Genomic DNA, 14,937 nt, shown 5'->3' on the forward strand with positions numbered 1-14,937 from the left:
GTCCGCACCGTGCGGGTCGGCACCGTTCGCGCCCGCACCGGGCGCCCCCGCGATCCGCCCCGGCGCCGGGCCGCGCCCCCGTACCCTCCCGCGATGCCCGACCGCCCGACGCACCCGTCGCCGTCGCCCCTGCTCTGCCCGCCCCGCCTCGTCCCCGCGGGCGGCGGATCCGCCGGTGGCCCGCACGGGACGAGCACGGCCGATCTCCTCGTCCGTACCGGCGCCGCGGTGCTCGGTGCGCGCCGGGCCCGCGCGGCCGCGCACGGGCTGCCGCTCACCGCCGTCACCGTGCTCGACGTGCTGTCCCGCACCGGCGGCGGCCTCGTCCAGCGCGAGCTCGCCGCCCGGGCGCGGATCGGGCCGACCACCCTCGTACCGGTCCTGGACGCGCTCGCGGACGCGGGGCTCGCGGAGCGGGTCGTCGATCCCGTCGACCGGCGCGTGCACCGGGTACGGATCACCGACGCCGGCCGGGAGCGTCTGCGCGCCGCCCGGCCGGCCGTGCGCGGGCCGCGCCTGCCCGAACCTCCCGCGGAACACGCGGAGGCGATCAGGGGGTATCTGGTCGCGGTGGTCGTGGCCCTGGAGCAGGATCACCGGGAGACGTCGTCGTAGGGGGACACCATGGGACAGGCCGCGGTCGAGGTCGTCGACCTGGTGAAGCGCTACCCGAAGGCCGACCGCAACGCCGTCGACGGGTTGTCGTTCGAGGTCGGCGAGGGCGAGGTGTTCGGCCTGCTGGGCCCGAACGGTGCAGGGAAGACGACGACGGTCGGCGTCCTGACGACGCGGGTGGTGCCGACGTCCGGGATCGCCCGGGTCGCCGGGCTCGACGTGCGGACCGACGCGGTCGCGGTGTGCGCGAAGCTCGCCGTCGTGCCGCAGCGGCAGAACCTGGACCGCTCGCTCGGCGTCCGCGACAACCTCGTCTTCCATGCCGCGTACCACGGGGTCGGCCGCGCCGAGCGGAACCGGCGGGCCGACGAGCTGCTGGAGCGGATGGGCCTGGCGGACAAGGCGAAGGCGATCGCCGACGACCTCTCCGGCGGCCAGGCGCAACGCGTGATGATCGCGCGAGGGCTCATGCACCGGCCGGAGGTCCTGTTCCTCGACGAGCCCTCCACCGGGCTCGACCCGCAGGCCCGGCTGTTCGTGCACGACCAGATCCGCGGGCTGTCCGACGAGGGCGTGACCGTCGTCCTCACCACGCACGACATGGACGAGGCGCACAAGCTCTCGGACCGGATCGGCATCGTCGACCACGGGGCGCTGCTGGCGCTCGACACCCCGGAGGCGCTCGTCCGCGAGCTGCCGGGCAGCGCGACCGTCGGCGTCGTCGCCGAACCCGGGCCCGGCGGCCCGGAGCCGCTGCGCGACGCGCTGGCCGGGCTCGACGGCGTCGCCCGGATCGAGTCGGTGCCCGGGACGGGCGGTGAGGGCACCGTGACGTTCCGGCTGTCGGTGACCTGCGAGCCGGCGACCCTGCTCGCCCCGGTCGTCGACCTGCTCGGGCGGCACGGCGCCGGGGTGCGGGACGTGTCGCTGGGCGAGGCGACCCTGGAGGACGTCTTCATCGACCTGACCGGGAGGGACCTGCGATGAGCGGGCGCGCGTTCCTGGCGGTGCTCCGCCGCGACGTCTACGTCACCGGACGGGAGCTGCCCTCGTTCCTGGCCCAGGTGCTGGTGCAGCCGTTCTTCTTCCTGCTGGTGTTCGTCGTCGTCCTGGGCCGCGGCGGGTTCGTCGCCGAGGGCTACGGCGAGATCATGCTGCCCGGCCTCATCGCGCTGAACGCGATGTTCGGCGCGCTGCAGAGCGTCACGCTGCCGCTGGTGTTCGAGCTGTCCTGGACCCGCGAGATCGACGACCGGTTGCTGGCACCGATGCCGGTGTGGGCGGTCGCCGTCGAGAAGATCGTGTTCGCCGGGCTGCGCGGGCTGCTGGCGAGCCTGCTGATGGTGCCGATCGGCCTCGCCATGATCGACGTCGGCTGGCCGGCGGAGGGGCTGCTGCCGGCCCTGCTGATGGTCGTCCTCGGTGCGCTGCTGGGCGCCGCCATGGGGCTGACGATCGGCACGGCCGTCCCGCCCCGGCGGATCAACATCCTGTTCGCGGTGATCTTCACGCCGCTGCTGTTCACCGGCTCCGTGCAGTACCCGTGGCTGACGCTGGAGGACCTGCGCTGGTTCCAGGTGCTGTCGGCGCTGAACCCGCTCACCTACGTGAGCGAGGGGCTCCGCGCGTCGCTGGTCCCCGGGATCCCGCACATCCCCCTGTGGGTCTGCGTGCTGGTCCCGGTGCTCGCCATCGTGCTGTTCACCCTGCTGGGTATCCGCGGTTTCCTCCGGCGCGCGCTGGACTAGCGTCCGAGGTGGCGCTGGGTACAGTCGCGGGGGTGGCGGAAGCACGCACCCTGCGCGGCCTGATCGTCGACTACGGCGGCGTCCTCGACGAGCCCGGTGGCGGCGCGCTGCTGCTCGACTACGCCCGCCGCGCCGCCGGCGCCGGGGTCCGGACGGCACTGTTCTCCGGTGCGCACGCGGTGCCCGACGAGTGCGCCGAGGCGTTCGGCACCGTGCTGCTCGGCGCGGTCCGCGGTGCCCGCAAGCCGAGCCCGGACGCGTTCGCGGCGGCGGCCGCGGAGCTGGGGCTGGAGGCGGCCGACTGCGTCGTCGTCGACGACCTCGGGGCCTGCGTGCGCGGCGCCGCCGCGGCCGGGGCGGTCGGCGTCCGGCACGTCGAGCCCGGTGCGACCCTCGCCGAGCTGGAGATCCTCCTGGGGGTCCCGGCCGGCCCGTGACCCGGTCCGGACGTGCGGAGGCGCCGCCCGCGATGCGGACGGCGCCTCGGAGTCGCGGTGCCGGCGGATGCCGGACCGGTCGTGCCGCGTGCCGGTGCTACCGGCACGCGCTCACTGCTGCGGCGGGGGCGGCGGAGCCTGGCCCGGCTGCTGCCCGGGCGGGGGCGGCGGGGCCTGGCCGTCCGGGCCGGGCTGACCGGGCTGCTGGGTGCTGTCCCCGGTCCCGGTCCGCTCGCGCGCGAACTTCGTCGCGGTGTCGATGTGCTGCTCGTTGCCGGCGAACTTCTTCTTCGCCGCGTCGCCGGCCTTGTTCAGCGCCTGATCGACCTTGTCGTCGTGCTTGCCGAGCAGTTCCTTGGCCTTGTCCAGGAAACCCATGCGGACATGGTGGCCTCGTCACCGGCCCCGCGCACCCGGTGCGTGTAGTCCGTCCGGGTGAAGGGGACGGGTGGTCGCCGGGCGGAGCCGGGCGTGCTCCGGGCGCAGGTCGTCGATCCGGGTGACGCCGAGCAGCTGCATCGTGCGCTCCACCTCCGCCCGCAGGATCTCGATCGACCGCCGCACACCGGCCTCGCCACCGGCCATCAGGCCGTACAGGTAGGCACGACCCACGAGCGCGGCCCGCGCACCGAGCGCGACGGCCGCGACGACGTCGCCGCCGTGCAGGATCCCGGTGTCGACGAGCACCTCGGCGTCGTCGCCCAGCTCCTGCACGACCGGCTCGATCAGCTCCGCGGGCACCGGCGCCCGGTCGAGCTGGCGGCCGCCGTGGTTGGAGAGCAGGACGGCGTCGGCACCGGCCGCGACCACCCGGCGCGCGTCGGCGACCGACTGGACGCCCTTGATCACCAGCTTGCCCGGCCAGGTCTCGCGGAGCCAGGCGACGTCGTCCATCGTCAGTGCCGGGTCGAACACCTTGTTGATGACCTCGAACGGGCTGCCGCCCGCGGTGAGGCTCTCGAACGTCAGCGGCTCGGTGGTGATCAGGTCGAACCACCAGCGCGGGTGCCGGGCGCCGTCGACGAAGGTCCGCAGCGAGAGCGCGGGCGGGATGGACAGGCCGTTGCGGGCGTCGCGCCGCCGGTTGCCGCCGACCGGCGTGTCGACGGTGAGCAGCAGGGTGTCGTAGCCGGCGGCCCGGGCCCTGGAGACCAGGTCGTGCGCGACCGAGCGGTCCTTCCAAAGGTAGAGCTGGAACCAGTGCCGTCCGCCGCGGCCGGCCTCGGCGACGCCCTCGATCGTCGTCGAACCCATGGTGGACAGCGCGTACGGGATCCCGGCCGCCGCCGCCGCGGCGGCCACGGCCCGCTCGCCCTCGGTGTGCATCATCCGGGTGAAGCCGGTCGGGGCCAGCGCGAACGGCAGCGCGGACCGGCCGCCGAGCACGTCGCGGCCGGTGTCGACCCGGGAGACGTCGCGCAGCACCGTGGGCGTGAACTCGACCGACGACCACACCTCGCGCGCCCGCCGCAGGCTCACCTCGTCCTCGGCGGCGCCGTCGGTGTAGTCGAACACCGCACGCGGGGCCCGCTTCCGGGCGAGGGCGCGCAGGTCGCCGATGCTCGTGGCACGGGCCAGCCGCGCGGCCGTCCGGTCCAGCGTGACCGGTGCCGGGCGCAGCAGCGGCGCGAGCTCGGACGGGCGGGGCATGCGACGTCGCACCATGACCCGACCCTAGGCAGCCGGCGGCGTCCGGGGGAGGGGTCAGTCCCGGCGGCGCAGCAGCTCGTAGGCCGCGACCGCGCCGGCGGAGGCGACGTTGAGCGACTCCACCCCGCCGTACATCGGGAGCGACAGGATCCCGTCGAGCCGCTCCCGGACGTCCTCGGTCAGGCCGTCGGTCTCGTTGCCGAGCACCAGCGCCACCCGGTGCGGCAGCTCGGCGTCGAGCAGCGAGCCGGAGCCGGTGTCGAGGCCGAACACCGAGAACCCGGCGTCGCGCATCAGGTCGACGCCCTCGGCGGCGGTGCCGCAGCGCAGCACCGGGGCGGCGAACGCGACCCCGGCCGACGCCTTGATCACGAGCGGGTCGATGGCGGGCACGCCGCGGCGGGGCAGCAGCACGCCGTCGAGCCCGGCGGCGGTGGCGCTGCGCAGGATCATCCCGACGTTCGACGGGTTGGTGACGGCGTCGAGCACCAGCACCGACGCCGGTCGGCGGCTCCCCAGGTCGGAGAGGAACACCGGCAGCGGCGCCATCCGCGGGGCGACGACGTCGGCGAGCACCCCCTGGTCGTGCCGGCCGTTGCCGGCGAGGACCTTCACCCGCTGCGCCGACGCCCGCTGGACCGGCACCCCCCGACCGCGGGCGGCGGCGGTGATCTCGCGTTCCCCGGCACCCCGCACCGAGTCGGCGAGGACGATCTTGTCGACCTCCAGATCCGGGTCGGACAGCGCCTCCAGGACCGGCTTGCGGCCGTACACGGTGATGAATCGGTCCTTCGGGGACACGGCGCGGTCGGTCACGGCGGCCACGATCCCACGCGCACGTAGGATCGCGGCCATGCCGTCCCGGCTCTCCGCGCTCGACGCCTCCTTCCTCTACCTGGAGGAGGCGACCACACCCATGCACGTCGGCGGTGTCGCCGTCTTCGACCGGCCGCGCGACGGCTTCGACTACGACCGGCTCGTCGAGCTCATCGAGCAGCGGCTCGCCCTCGTGCCCCGGTTCCGGCAGAAGGTCCGGCACGTGCCCGGGAACCTCGCCCGCCCGGTGTGGGTCGACGATCCCGAGTTCGACATCGCCTACCACGTGCGGCGCTCGGCGCTGCCCCGTCCGGGCAGCGAGGAGCAGCTGACCGACCTGGTCGGGCGGCTGATGTCCCGCCCGCTCGACCACGGGCGCCCGCTCTGGGAGATGTACCTGATCGAGGGGCTCGCGCCTGCCTCCGACGGGCGTCGCGGCGGTGAGGACCGGGTCGCGATCGTCACCAAGACCCACCAGGCGATGGTCGACGGCATCTCCGCCATCGACATCGGCCAGGTCATCCTCGACGTGTCCGCCGAGCCCCGTGACACCCCGGACGAGCTGTGGATGCCGCGTCCGGAACCGAGCGACGGCCAGCTCGTGCTCGACGCGATCGGCGAGGCCGTGACCCGGCCGACCGAGCTGGTCGAGAACGTCCGCGTCGCCACCGGCGACGCCCTCGCGACCGTCGGCAAGGTGACGGGTGCGGCCGGGAAGGTGCTGGCGATGGCGCGGACCGCGGGCAGGCGTGCCCCTGGGCTCCCGCTCAACGCCGAGATCTCCACGCAGCGCCGGTTCGCGCTGGCCCGCACCGGCCTGGAGGACTACCGCAAGGTGCGCGCCGCCTACGGGTGCGACGTCAACGACGTCGTGCTCGCGGTGATCGCCGGTGCGCTGCGCACCTGGCTCATGTCGCGCGGCGAGCCGGTCGGCGGGTCGTCGACGGTGCGGGCGCTGGTGCCGCTGTCGGTCCGCGGCGAGGGCGACGTGCCCAGCTCGGCGACCGGCAGCTCGCTCGGCAACCGGGTGGCGTCGTTCCTGGTGGACCTGCCGGTCGGCGAGCCGAGCCCGCTGGTGCGGCTGCACCAGGTGACCCACCAGATGCGCGAGCACACCGACACCGGCGACGCCGTCGGTGCCGACACCCTGGTCCGGATCGGCGGGTTCGCCCCGCCGACGCTGCACGCCGTGGGCGCCCGCGCGGCCAGCGGCATGTCCCGGCACTTCTTCAACCTGATGGTGACCAACGTGCCGGGCCCGCAGTTCCCGCTCTACGCCGCGGGTGCCCGGATGCGGGAGATGTTCCCGGTGGTGCCGCTGGCGAAGGGGCAGGCGGTCTCCATCGGGCTGACCAGCTACGACGGCGGCGTCTACTACGGACTGAACGGCGACCGGGACGCCATGCCCGACATCGAGGTGCTCGCCGGGATGGTGAACGAGTCGCTCGACGAGCTGCTCGAGACCCTCCGGCAGTAGCGCCGCGAGCTTCGAGAAAGGACCCCCGACGTGCGGATCTACCTCCCCGCGACGTGGCCCATGCTGGCCCGCACGGTGAAGACCGGCAGCTTCGAACCGCTCGGCGGGACCGCGTTCGCGCTGACCCCGAAGCTGCGCGAGTCGTACACGACCGGCGACGACGAGGAGCTCGAGTACGCCGCGCTGAACGAGGCCGCGCGCGCCTCGCTGCGGCTGCTCGCCGTCGAGTTCGGACTCGGCGAGGACGGGACCCCGTCCCGCCGGGTGGTCGTCGCGGCCGACACCGACGACGTCACGCTGCGCCCCGATCTCGACGACGGCGCGGTCCGGGTGACCGGCCCCGTGCCCGTCGCGAAGCTCGCGGCGGTCCACGTGGACCTTCCGGAGGCCGAGCACGCCGTGCGGGAGGCCGCCGCTGCCGTCGACAAGGCGGACCTGGGGGACCTCGACGCCGAGTTCCTGGTCGGTGAGGCCGAGGACCACGAGCTGGCCTGGTACGACCCGTCCGAGCTGCCGTTCCTGGTCGAGCTGGGCTGAGCGCCCTCAGGACGCCGACGACAGGCCGGCGCGGGGCCGGGCGGAGGAGCGCACGACCAGCTCGGGGGAGAAGACGAGGTTGCTCCGCCCCGCGGCGTCGTCCAGCAGGAGGCGCGCGGCCTCGGTCCCGAGCTGCCGTGCGGGCTGGGCCACGGTGGTGAGCGCGACGCTCGCCGTCTCGGCGAACGAGATGTCGTCGTAGCCGACCACCGCCAGCTCGTCGGGGACGGCGACGCCGCGCCGCATGCAGGCGTTGAGCACACCGATCGCGAGCAGGTCGTTCGCGCAGAACACCGCCGTCGGCCGGGCCGGCTCGGGGACCGCGAGGATCTCGTCGAGGACCGCGGCGCCGGAGCGGATCGACAGGTCGGCGCTGTCGATCACCCGGATACGCCCGCGGGAGCCGGACCGCAGCCCGTGCAGCCGGTCGGAGACCTGGCGCAGCGACACCGGCCCACCGGCGAACGCGATCCGCTCGTGGCCGCCGGCGTCGAGCAGCTCGCCGACGAGCTCGCCGCCCCGGACGTCGTCGACGGCGACCGAGGCGAACCCGGGACCGGCCGGCACCCGGTCGACGAAGACGACCGGCGGGTGCGACCGACGCGCCGCGAGCTGCTGCGCGCTCGCGACCTCGTGCACCGGGGACAGCAGGATGCCGAGCACCTGCTGCTGCAGCAGCCGGTCGAGGTGCCGGGCCTCCCGGGCCGGATCCCCGGCGCTGTTGCAGACGACCACCTGGGCGTCGTGCTGCTCGGCGATCTCCTCCGCACCCTCGACGATCTCGCCGAAGAACGGGTTGGTCACGTCCAGCACGACGACGGCGACGGTCCGGCTCATCCCCGCCCGCAGCTGGCGGGCCGGTTCGCTGCGCACGAACCCGAGTTCGGCGATGGCCCGCTCGACGCGGGCCCGGCGCTCCGGGCCGACCCGTTCCGGCCGGTTCAGCACGTTGCTCACCGTGCCGAGGGAGACCCCGGCCAGGCGTGCGACGTCCTTGATGCTGGCCACGGGCACCACGGTAGCCGCCGGTCGCGCGTGTCAGCCGACGGCCGGTGAGCCCGGCTTCGGGGTGCCGGGGGCGATCTCCGGAGAGACGACCTCGCCGTAGCGCTCGATCTCGATCTGCTCGAGGCTCTTGCCACGGGTGTCCGGGGCGAACACCGCACCGACGACGAGCGCGACGACCAGGAAGGCGATCATCAGCAGCCCGACCGGGGCGACGCCGTGGGTGGCGAGCAGCGTCGGGAACCAGTAGCTCAGCACGCCGATCGCGAACCGGACGGCGAAGAACAGCACGCCCTGGGCGCTGGCCCGGTACGGCGTCGCGAACAGCTCGCTGGTCCACAGCGCGTAGAACGCCTGCGCGCCGATGCCCGCCGAGACGCCCCAGCTGACCGCGAAGAGCAGCAGCAGCGGCAGGTTCGCCTCCGCGAAGACCAGGATGACCCAGGCGAAGATGCCCAGCGCCGCACCGATGACGTAGAGGGTGCGGCGGTTCACACGGTCGCCGTAGCGCATGAAGCCGAACCAGGTGGCGGCCACCGTGCAGCCCCACAGCAGCGCCTGCAGCAGGTTCTGCTCGACCTCGCTGGTCACGCCGGAGGTCTCGTAGACCCGCGGCATGAAGATCCCCATCTGGCCGGCGACGAGGTTCCAGAAGCCGTAGATGCCGAACAGCACCAGCAGCGCGGTGACGTTGGCCCGCCCGGAGAACAGGGCCCGCAGCCCGCCGCGGCGCACGGCTGCGCCGGCCTGCTGGTTGTGCTTCCACATCCGCGACTCGGAGAGCCCGCGCCGGATCCACCAGACCACGAACGCCACGACGAACAGGTGGGCGAACACCAGCCGGGCGCCGAACAGGCCGAGCGGGGCGGTCAGCACGACGGCGAGCAGGAACCCGACGACCGGGCCCGCGGACCAGGCGAGCTGCGCGGCCCCGACGTGCTTGGCCCGCTCCCCGGGCGGCGCCTCCTCGGCGATGTAGGTCCACGACGCCGGGACGCCGGCCCCGACGGCGATGCCGGTGATCAGGAACGCCGCGAGCAGCATCGGGAAGTTCACCGCGAACGCGGCCAGCAGCACGCCGACCATGAACACGACGAGGTCGTAGGTGTAGATGAACTTGCGGCCGTAGCGGTCGCACAGCGGGCCGCCGATCGCCGCGCCGATCGCGGCACCGAAGGCGTTCGCGCTGAACGCGGCGAGCAGCCCGACGGCGAAGTCGTCGATGCCGAACGCGTCCTGCCACAGCGACAGGCTCGTCGCGATGGCGATGATCGATCCGGCCTCGATGTAGTTGGACATGGCGACGGATGCCGTCGCCTTCCAGCCGGTGGTGTGCGTGCTTCCGATTCGCATCGTCGCAGCCCTCTCAGGGGTCGGAAGTGCCGTGGTCGGTCAGGCGAGGTGGAAGTACTCGGTGAGCCGGTCGAGCCCCTGATCGGGGCGGGTGCCGTCGCCGGCGGCGAAGAACCGCGACATGGTGGCCTGCCAGCGCTCGTTGACCGGCTCGCCGTCCATGCCGGCCAGGGATGCGGCGAAGTCGTCGCAGGTGACGGTCCCGACGACGAGCGCGGCCTCCGGCTTCACGAACAGCGAGTAGTCCCGCCAGCCGTGCCTGCGCAGCGCGTCGAGCATCTCCGGCCACACCTCGCGGTGGGCCTCGAGGTACTCGTCGACCAGCTCGGGCCGCAGGTGCATCAGGAAGCAGACACGCTCTCCCACCGGCATCCCCCTCGATGTGTGGAGTCGATGATGAACCGTTTCAACATCTGGCGGCGGAGTGTGGCACGGCGCACCGCTGCCGGACAAGCCCTCTCTCGCCTCGTCCGTCGGGGCTCGATGGTGTCGAGGGTTGACCGGCCGTCGGTGACGTCCGTACCGTCCGGCTCAGCAATTGATTCGTTTCAACGGCTGCGGCCGTGCCGATGCACCCCGGGGTGATCACCGATGACGCCGTCCGAGACGGTCCTGTCCGCGCTGGCCGAGCAGAGCATCGAGCTGCCCAGCTGGGCGTTCGGGAACTCCGGCACCCGCTTCAAGGTGTTCGGGCAGCCGGGCACCGCGCGGACCCCGTACGAGAAGGTGTCCGACGCCGCGACCGTGCACCGGTGGACCGGGCTGGCGCCGCGGGTGTCGCTGCACGTGCCGTGGGACCGCGTCGACGACTGGGCCGCGCTCTCCGCGCACGCCGCCGACGAGGGCGTGCGCCTCGGCGCCGTCAACTCCAACCTGTTCCAGGACGACGACTACCGGCTCGGCTCGCTGACCCACCCGGACCCGCTGGTGCGCAAGAAGGCGATCGCGCACCACGCCGAGTGCGTCGACGTCATGCGGGCGACCGGATCGACCGACCTGAAGCTGTGGCTGCCCGACGGCACCAACTACGCCGGCCAGGACGACATCCGCGCCCGCCAGGACCGGCTCGCCGAGTCGCTGTCGGAGATCTACGCGCTGCTCGACCCGCACATGCGGCTGCTGCTGGAGTACAAGTTCTTCGAGCCGTACTTCTACACCACCGACGTCCCGGACTGGGGCACGTCGCTGCTGCACTGCCTCGCACTGGGCGACCGGGCGCAGGTCGTGCTCGACACCGGGCACCACGCACCGAACACCAACATCGAGTTCATCGTCGTCCAGCTGCTGCGGGCCGGGCGGCTCGGTGCGTTCGACTTCAACTCCCGCAACTACGCCGACGACGATCTCATCGTCGGCGCTGCCGACCCGTTCCAGCTGTTCCGGATCATGAACGAGATCGTCGGCAACGACGCCCTGACCGGGCAGGGCGTGAACTTCATGCTCGACCAGTGCCACAACATCGAGCCGAAGATCCAGGGCCAGATCCGCTCGGTGCTCAACGTGCAGGAGGCGACGGCGAAGGCGCTGCTCGTCGACCGCGCCGCCCTGCGGGCGGCACAGACCGCCGGTGACGTCCTGGGCGCCCACCAGATCCTGGTCGACGCGCACTCGGCCGACGTCCGCCCGCTGCTCGCGGAGTTCCGCGAGTCCCGCGGCCTGCCCGCCGACCCGTTCGCGGGCTACCGCGCGTCCGGCCACGACCAGCATCTCGCCGCGACCCGCGTCGGTGGCGAGCAGGCGTCCTGGGGCGCCTGATGACCACGCACGAGGAGACCATGAGCCCGCACCCCGTCGTCGCCGACCTGATCGCCCGCTCGAACCGGCTGGGCGCCGACCCGGCCACCACCAACTACGCCGGCGGCAACACCTCCGCCAAGGGCACCGCCACCGATCCGGTCACCGGCGGCGACGTCGAGCTCGTCTGGGTCAAGGGCTCCGGCGGCGACCTCGGCACGCTCACCGCGTCCGGGCTCGCCGCGCTCCGCCTCGACCGGCTGCGGTCGCTGGTCGGCACCTACCCGGGCGTCGAGCGCGAGGACGAGATGGTCGCCGCGTTCGACTACTGCCTGCACGGGCGCGGCGGTGCCGCCCCGTCGATCGACACCGCGATGCACGGCCTCGTCACGGCCCCGCACGTCGACCACCTGCACCCGGACGCGGGTATCGCGATCGCCTGTGCCGCCGACGGCGAGGCCCTGACGAAGGAGATCTTCGGGGACCGGGTGCAGTGGGTGCCGTGGCGGCGCCCCGGATTCCAGCTCGGCCTGGACATCGCCGCGGTCGCCGAGGCGAACCCACAGGCCATCGGGGTGGTCCTCGGCGGGCACGGGATCACCGCCTGGGGCGACGACGCCGACGCCTGTGAGGCGCACTCGCTGGAGATCATCCGGACGGCGCAGGCGTACCTGGACACCCGCGGCGCCGCCGAGCCGTTCGGCCCGGTCCGCCCCGGCTACGAGGCACTGGCGGATGCCGAGCGGCGGGCGAAGGCCGCGGCGCTGGCCCCGGTCGTGCGCGGGCTCGCCTCGACCGACCGGGCGCAGGTCGGTCACTTCACCGACTCCCCGGTCGTCCTCGACTTCCTGTCCCGGGAGAAGCTTGGCGCGCTGGCCGAGCTGGGTACCTCCTGCCCGGACCACTTCCTGCGCACCAAGGTGAAGCCCCTGGTGGTGGACCTCCCGGCGGACGCGGGCGTCGAGGAGACCGTCGCGCGGCTCCGGGAGCTGCACGAGACCTACCGGGAGGGTTACCGCGCCTACTACGACCGGCACGCCGACGCCGGCTCGCCCGCGATCCGCGGTGCGGACCCGGCCGTCGTGCTCGTCCCCGGGGTGGGGATGTTCTCCTTCGGCGCGACCAAGCAGACCGCACGGGTGGCGGGCGAGTTCTACGTCAACGCGATCAACGTGATGCGCGGCGCCGAGGCCGTCTCCCGCTACGCCCCGATCGACGAGGCGGAGAAGTTCCGCATCGAGTACTGGGCGCTGGAGGAGGCGAAGCTGCAGCGGATGCCTGCCCCGAAGCCGCTCGCCGCGCGGGTCGCGCTGGTGACCGGCGCGGCGTCCGGGATCGGGAAGGCCGTCGCGCAGCGGCTGGCCGCCGAGGGCGCCTGCGTCGTGGTCGCCGACCTGGACGCGCAGCAGGCCGCCGACACGGCCGCCGCGCTGGGCGGCACCGACGTCGCGATCGGGGTCGCGGCCGACGTGTCGAGCGCGGACGGGGTGGTCGCCGCGTTCGCCGCGGGCGCGCTCGCGTTCGGCGGGATCGACCTCGTCGTCAACAACGCCGGGCTGTCGATCTCCAAGCCGCTGCTGGAGACCACCGAGCACGACTGGGACCTGCAGCACGACGTGATGGCGAAGGGCTCGTTCCTGGTGTCCCGCGAGGCGGCCCGGACGATGATCGCGCAGGGGACCGGTGGTGACATCGTCTACATCTCCTCGAAGAACGCCGTGTTCGCCGGACCGGACAACGTCGCCTACGGCGCCACCAAGGCCGACCAGGCCCACCAGGTGCGGCTGCTCGCCGCCGAGCTGGGCGGGCACGGGATCCGGGTCAACGGCATCAACCCGGACGGCGTCGTCCGCGGCTCCGGGATCTTCGCCGGGGGCTGGGGCGCGCAGCGGGCCGCGGTCTACGGCGTCGAGGAGTCCGAGCTCGGCGAGTTCTACGCACAGCGCACCATCCTCAAGCGTGAGGTGCTCCCGGAACACGTGGCGGCGGCGGTGTTCGCACTGACCGGCGGCGACCTCACCCGGACCACCGGCCTGCACGTGCCGGTCGACTCCGGCGTCGCGGCGGCGTTCCTGCGATGAGCGCGGGGACGTTCGCCGCGGTCGACCTGGGCGCCTCCAGCGGCCGGGTCATGACCGCCCGGATCGGCCAGGGCGTCCTCGAGCTCGCCGAGGCGCACCGGTTCGCGAACCGGCCGGTGCGGGTCCGCGGCACCCTGCACTGGGACGTGCTCGACCTCCACCGCGGTGTGCTCGACGGGCTCCGCGCCGCCGCCCGCGCCGCGGGCCGCCTCGACGGCGTCGGCGTCGACAGCTGGGCCGTCGACGTCGGACTGCTCGACGCCGACGGCGACCTGCTCGGCAACCCCGTCCACTACCGTGACCCGGTCCACGAGCGCGGCGTGCCGGTGGTGCACGGGCTCGTCCCTCCGGACGAGCTCTACGCCGTCAACGGGCTCCAGCACCTCCCGTTCAACACCGTGTTCCAGCTCGCCGCCCGGCAGGGGAGCGCCGCGCTCGCCGCTGCCCGCCGGATGCTGCTGGTGCCCGATCTCGTGGCGTACTGGCTCACCGGCGCCGTCGGCGCGGAGGTCACCAACGCCTCCACCACCGGGCTGCTCGACGCCCGCACCCGGCGGTGGGCGACCGGGACGGTGTCGCGGCTCGGGTTCGATCCCACGCTGCTCCCGCCGTTGTGCGAGCCCGGCGACCGGATCGGGGAGCTGCTGCCGGAGGTGCTGGACGCGACCGGGCTCACCGGCCCGGTGCCGTTGACCGCGGTCGGCTCGCACGACACCGCGTCGGCGGTGCTCGGCGTCCCGGCGGCCGGGGACTCGTTCGCCTACGTCTCGTGCGGCACCTGGTCGCTGGTGGGCGTCGAGCTGGCGAAGCCGGTGCTCACCGAGGACGCCCGCACGGCAGGTTTCACCAACGAGCTAGGTGTCGACGGCACGGTCCGGTTCCTGCGCAACGTGATGGGGCTCTGGCTGTTGCAGGAGTCGTTGCGCACCTGGGCCGACACCGACGGCACCGAGCCGGACCTCGCCGCGCTGCTCGCGGGGGCGGCCCGGCTGCCCGCGTTCGGGTCCGTCGTGGACGCCGGAGACCCGCGCTTCCTCGCCCCCGGCGACATGCCGGCGCGGATCGCCGAGGCCTGCGCCGAGCGCGGCGAGCCGCCACCCGACGGCCGGGCCGGGACCGTGCGCTGCATCCTCGACAGCCTCGCGCTGGCCTACCGGCGCGCCGTCGACCGGGCCTGCACGCTGTCCGGGAATCCCGCCGAGGTGGTGCACCTCGTCGGCGGCGGCGCGCGCAACACGCTGCTGTGCGACCTGGCGGCCGACGCCTGCGACCGGCCGGTCGTCGCCGGGCCGGTGGAGGCCGCGGCGCTGGGCAACGCCCTGGTCCAGGCCCGGGCGGCCGGGATCCTCGACGGCGGCCCGCCCGAGCTGCGACGGCTGGTCCGCGACACCCAGGAGGTGCGGACCCACCGGCCCGACCCGGTGCGGGCCCGCGCCGCGGCCCGCGCGCTGGAACGTCTCGGGGCCTGAGACCCCGGCCCGCCG

15 protein-coding genes are annotated in these 14,937 nt (G+C 73.9%); 9 read left to right on the forward strand and 6 right to left on the reverse strand.

The window, feature by feature from the left end; genetic code table 11:
• Positions 1–93 precede the first annotated feature (93 nt).
• Genes PP1_RS21710 through PP1_RS21725 form a run of 4 tightly spaced genes read left to right on the forward strand, consistent with a single transcriptional unit; the run spans position 94 to position 2,800 of the window.
• Positions 94–615, forward strand: coding sequence for a MarR family winged helix-turn-helix transcriptional regulator (locus PP1_RS21710; protein ID WP_075314677.1), 522 nt, complete (start codon positions 94–96; stop codon positions 613–615).
• A gap of 9 nt (positions 616–624) precedes the next feature.
• A complete protein-coding gene (locus PP1_RS21715; protein WP_010232952.1) occupies positions 625–1,602 on the forward strand; it encodes an ABC transporter ATP-binding protein in 978 nt (325 codons plus the stop codon).
• A complete protein-coding gene (locus tag PP1_RS21720; protein WP_010232954.1) occupies positions 1,599–2,363 on the forward strand; it encodes an ABC transporter permease in 765 nt (254 codons plus the stop codon). Before PP1_RS21715 ends, PP1_RS21720 begins: the two co-directional genes overlap by 4 nt.
• 32 nt (positions 2,364–2,395) lie before the next feature.
• Positions 2,396–2,800 (forward strand): HAD-IA family hydrolase, encoded by a 405-nt coding sequence (locus tag PP1_RS21725; protein ID WP_060574926.1) that lies wholly within the window; start codon positions 2,396–2,398, stop codon positions 2,798–2,800.
• Positions 2,801–2,911: 111 nt separating this feature from the next.
• Here PP1_RS21725 and PP1_RS21730 read toward each other — a convergent pair whose 3' ends face one another.
• The 3 genes from PP1_RS21730 to PP1_RS21740 are packed head-to-tail and all read right to left on the reverse strand — an operon-like array spanning position 2,912 to position 5,305.
• Positions 2,912–3,178, reverse strand: a complete 267-nt coding sequence (locus tag PP1_RS21730) for an antitoxin (protein ID WP_010241553.1) — start codon at positions 3,176–3,178, stop codon at positions 2,912–2,914.
• Between the two features lie 18 nt (positions 3,179–3,196).
• On the reverse strand, positions 3,197–4,465 hold the full coding sequence (locus PP1_RS21735) for an alpha-hydroxy acid oxidase (RefSeq protein WP_050802542.1): 1,269 nt from the start codon (positions 4,463–4,465) through the stop codon (positions 3,197–3,199).
• Between the two features lie 39 nt (positions 4,466–4,504).
• A complete protein-coding gene (locus PP1_RS21740) occupies positions 4,505–5,305 on the reverse strand; it encodes a TrmH family RNA methyltransferase (RefSeq protein ID WP_010241549.1) in 801 nt (266 codons plus the stop codon).
• On the opposite strand from PP1_RS21740, the gene PP1_RS21745 reads away from it, so the two are divergent.
• On the forward strand, positions 5,304–6,743 hold the full coding sequence (locus tag PP1_RS21745; protein WP_010241547.1) for a WS/DGAT/MGAT family O-acyltransferase: 1,440 nt from the start codon (positions 5,304–5,306) through the stop codon (positions 6,741–6,743). The two genes, PP1_RS21740 and PP1_RS21745, sit on opposite strands and share 2 nt — an antisense overlap.
• A 30-nt stretch (positions 6,744–6,773) precedes the next feature.
• Entirely contained in the window at positions 6,774–7,280 is a 507-nt protein-coding gene (locus PP1_RS21750; RefSeq protein ID WP_010241545.1) for a DUF6912 family protein, read from the forward strand.
• Between the two features lie 6 nt (positions 7,281–7,286).
• Here PP1_RS21750 and PP1_RS21755 read toward each other — a convergent pair whose 3' ends face one another.
• The 3 genes from PP1_RS21755 to PP1_RS21765 are packed head-to-tail and all read right to left on the reverse strand — an operon-like array spanning position 7,287 to position 10,010.
• A complete protein-coding gene (locus PP1_RS21755; protein ID WP_010241543.1) occupies positions 7,287–8,288 on the reverse strand; it encodes a LacI family DNA-binding transcriptional regulator in 1,002 nt (333 codons plus the stop codon).
• Between the two features lie 30 nt (positions 8,289–8,318).
• Positions 8,319–9,638, reverse strand: a complete 1,320-nt coding sequence (locus PP1_RS21760) for an MFS transporter (protein ID WP_010241541.1) — start codon at positions 9,636–9,638, stop codon at positions 8,319–8,321.
• Positions 9,639–9,677: 39 nt separating this feature from the next.
• Complete coding sequence (locus tag PP1_RS21765; RefSeq protein WP_010241539.1) at positions 9,678–10,010, reverse strand: L-rhamnose mutarotase; 333 nt, start codon at positions 10,008–10,010, stop codon at positions 9,678–9,680.
• A 219-nt stretch (positions 10,011–10,229) separates the two neighbouring features.
• Between PP1_RS21765 and rhaI the strand changes: the two genes are divergently transcribed.
• Genes rhaI through PP1_RS21780 form a run of 3 tightly spaced genes read left to right on the forward strand, consistent with a single transcriptional unit; the run spans position 10,230 to position 14,922 of the window.
• Positions 10,230–11,393 (forward strand): L-rhamnose isomerase, encoded by a 1,164-nt coding sequence (gene rhaI, locus PP1_RS21770; protein ID WP_010241538.1) that lies wholly within the window; start codon positions 10,230–10,232, stop codon positions 11,391–11,393.
• Positions 11,393–13,453 (forward strand): bifunctional rhamnulose-1-phosphate aldolase/short-chain dehydrogenase, encoded by a 2,061-nt coding sequence (locus PP1_RS21775; RefSeq protein ID WP_010241536.1) that lies wholly within the window; start codon positions 11,393–11,395, stop codon positions 13,451–13,453. The genes rhaI and PP1_RS21775 overlap by 1 nt, the downstream gene beginning before the upstream one ends.
• Positions 13,450–14,922 carry a rhamnulokinase gene (locus PP1_RS21780; RefSeq protein WP_010241534.1) on the forward strand — a complete coding sequence of 491 codons (1,473 nt, stop codon included), beginning with the start codon at positions 13,450–13,452 and terminating at the stop codon, positions 14,920–14,922. Before PP1_RS21775 ends, PP1_RS21780 begins: the two co-directional genes overlap by 4 nt.
• Positions 14,923–14,937 lie beyond the last annotated feature (15 nt).

This window comes from Pseudonocardia sp. P1, assembly GCF_000178675.2.
GTDB lineage: Bacteria > Actinomycetota > Actinomycetes > Mycobacteriales > Pseudonocardiaceae > Pseudonocardia.

What these genes read in the sequence shown, in the direction of transcription:
- PP1_RS21710 (WP_075314677.1), top strand. Translation starts at nt 94, where the DNA reads ATGCCCGACCGCCCGACGCACCCGTCGCCGTCGCCCCTGCTCTGCCCG.
- PP1_RS21715 (WP_010232952.1), top strand. Translation starts at nt 625, where the DNA reads ATGGGACAGGCCGCGGTCGAGGTCGTCGACCTGGTGAAGCGCTACCCG.
- PP1_RS21720 (WP_010232954.1), top strand. Translation starts at nt 1,599, where the DNA reads ATGAGCGGGCGCGCGTTCCTGGCGGTGCTCCGCCGCGACGTCTACGTC.
- PP1_RS21730 (WP_010241553.1), bottom strand. Translation starts at nt 3,178, where the DNA reads ATGGGTTTCCTGGACAAGGCCAAGGAACTGCTCGGCAAGCACGACGAC.
- PP1_RS21735 (WP_050802542.1), bottom strand. Translation starts at nt 4,465, where the DNA reads ATGGTGCGACGTCGCATGCCCCGCCCGTCCGAGCTCGCGCCGCTGCTG.
- PP1_RS21745 (WP_010241547.1), top strand. Translation starts at nt 5,304, where the DNA reads ATGCCGTCCCGGCTCTCCGCGCTCGACGCCTCCTTCCTCTACCTGGAG.
- PP1_RS21740 (WP_010241549.1), bottom strand. Translation starts at nt 5,305, where the DNA reads ATGGCCGCGATCCTACGTGCGCGTGGGATCGTGGCCGCCGTGACCGAC.
- PP1_RS21760 (WP_010241541.1), bottom strand. Translation starts at nt 9,638, where the DNA reads ATGCGAATCGGAAGCACGCACACCACCGGCTGGAAGGCGACGGCATCC.
- PP1_RS21765 (WP_010241539.1), bottom strand. Translation starts at nt 10,010, where the DNA reads ATGCCGGTGGGAGAGCGTGTCTGCTTCCTGATGCACCTGCGGCCCGAG.
- rhaI (WP_010241538.1), top strand. Translation starts at nt 10,230, where the DNA reads ATGACGCCGTCCGAGACGGTCCTGTCCGCGCTGGCCGAGCAGAGCATC.
- PP1_RS21775 (WP_010241536.1), top strand. Translation starts at nt 11,393, where the DNA reads ATGACCACGCACGAGGAGACCATGAGCCCGCACCCCGTCGTCGCCGAC.
- PP1_RS21780 (WP_010241534.1), top strand. Translation starts at nt 13,450, where the DNA reads ATGAGCGCGGGGACGTTCGCCGCGGTCGACCTGGGCGCCTCCAGCGGC.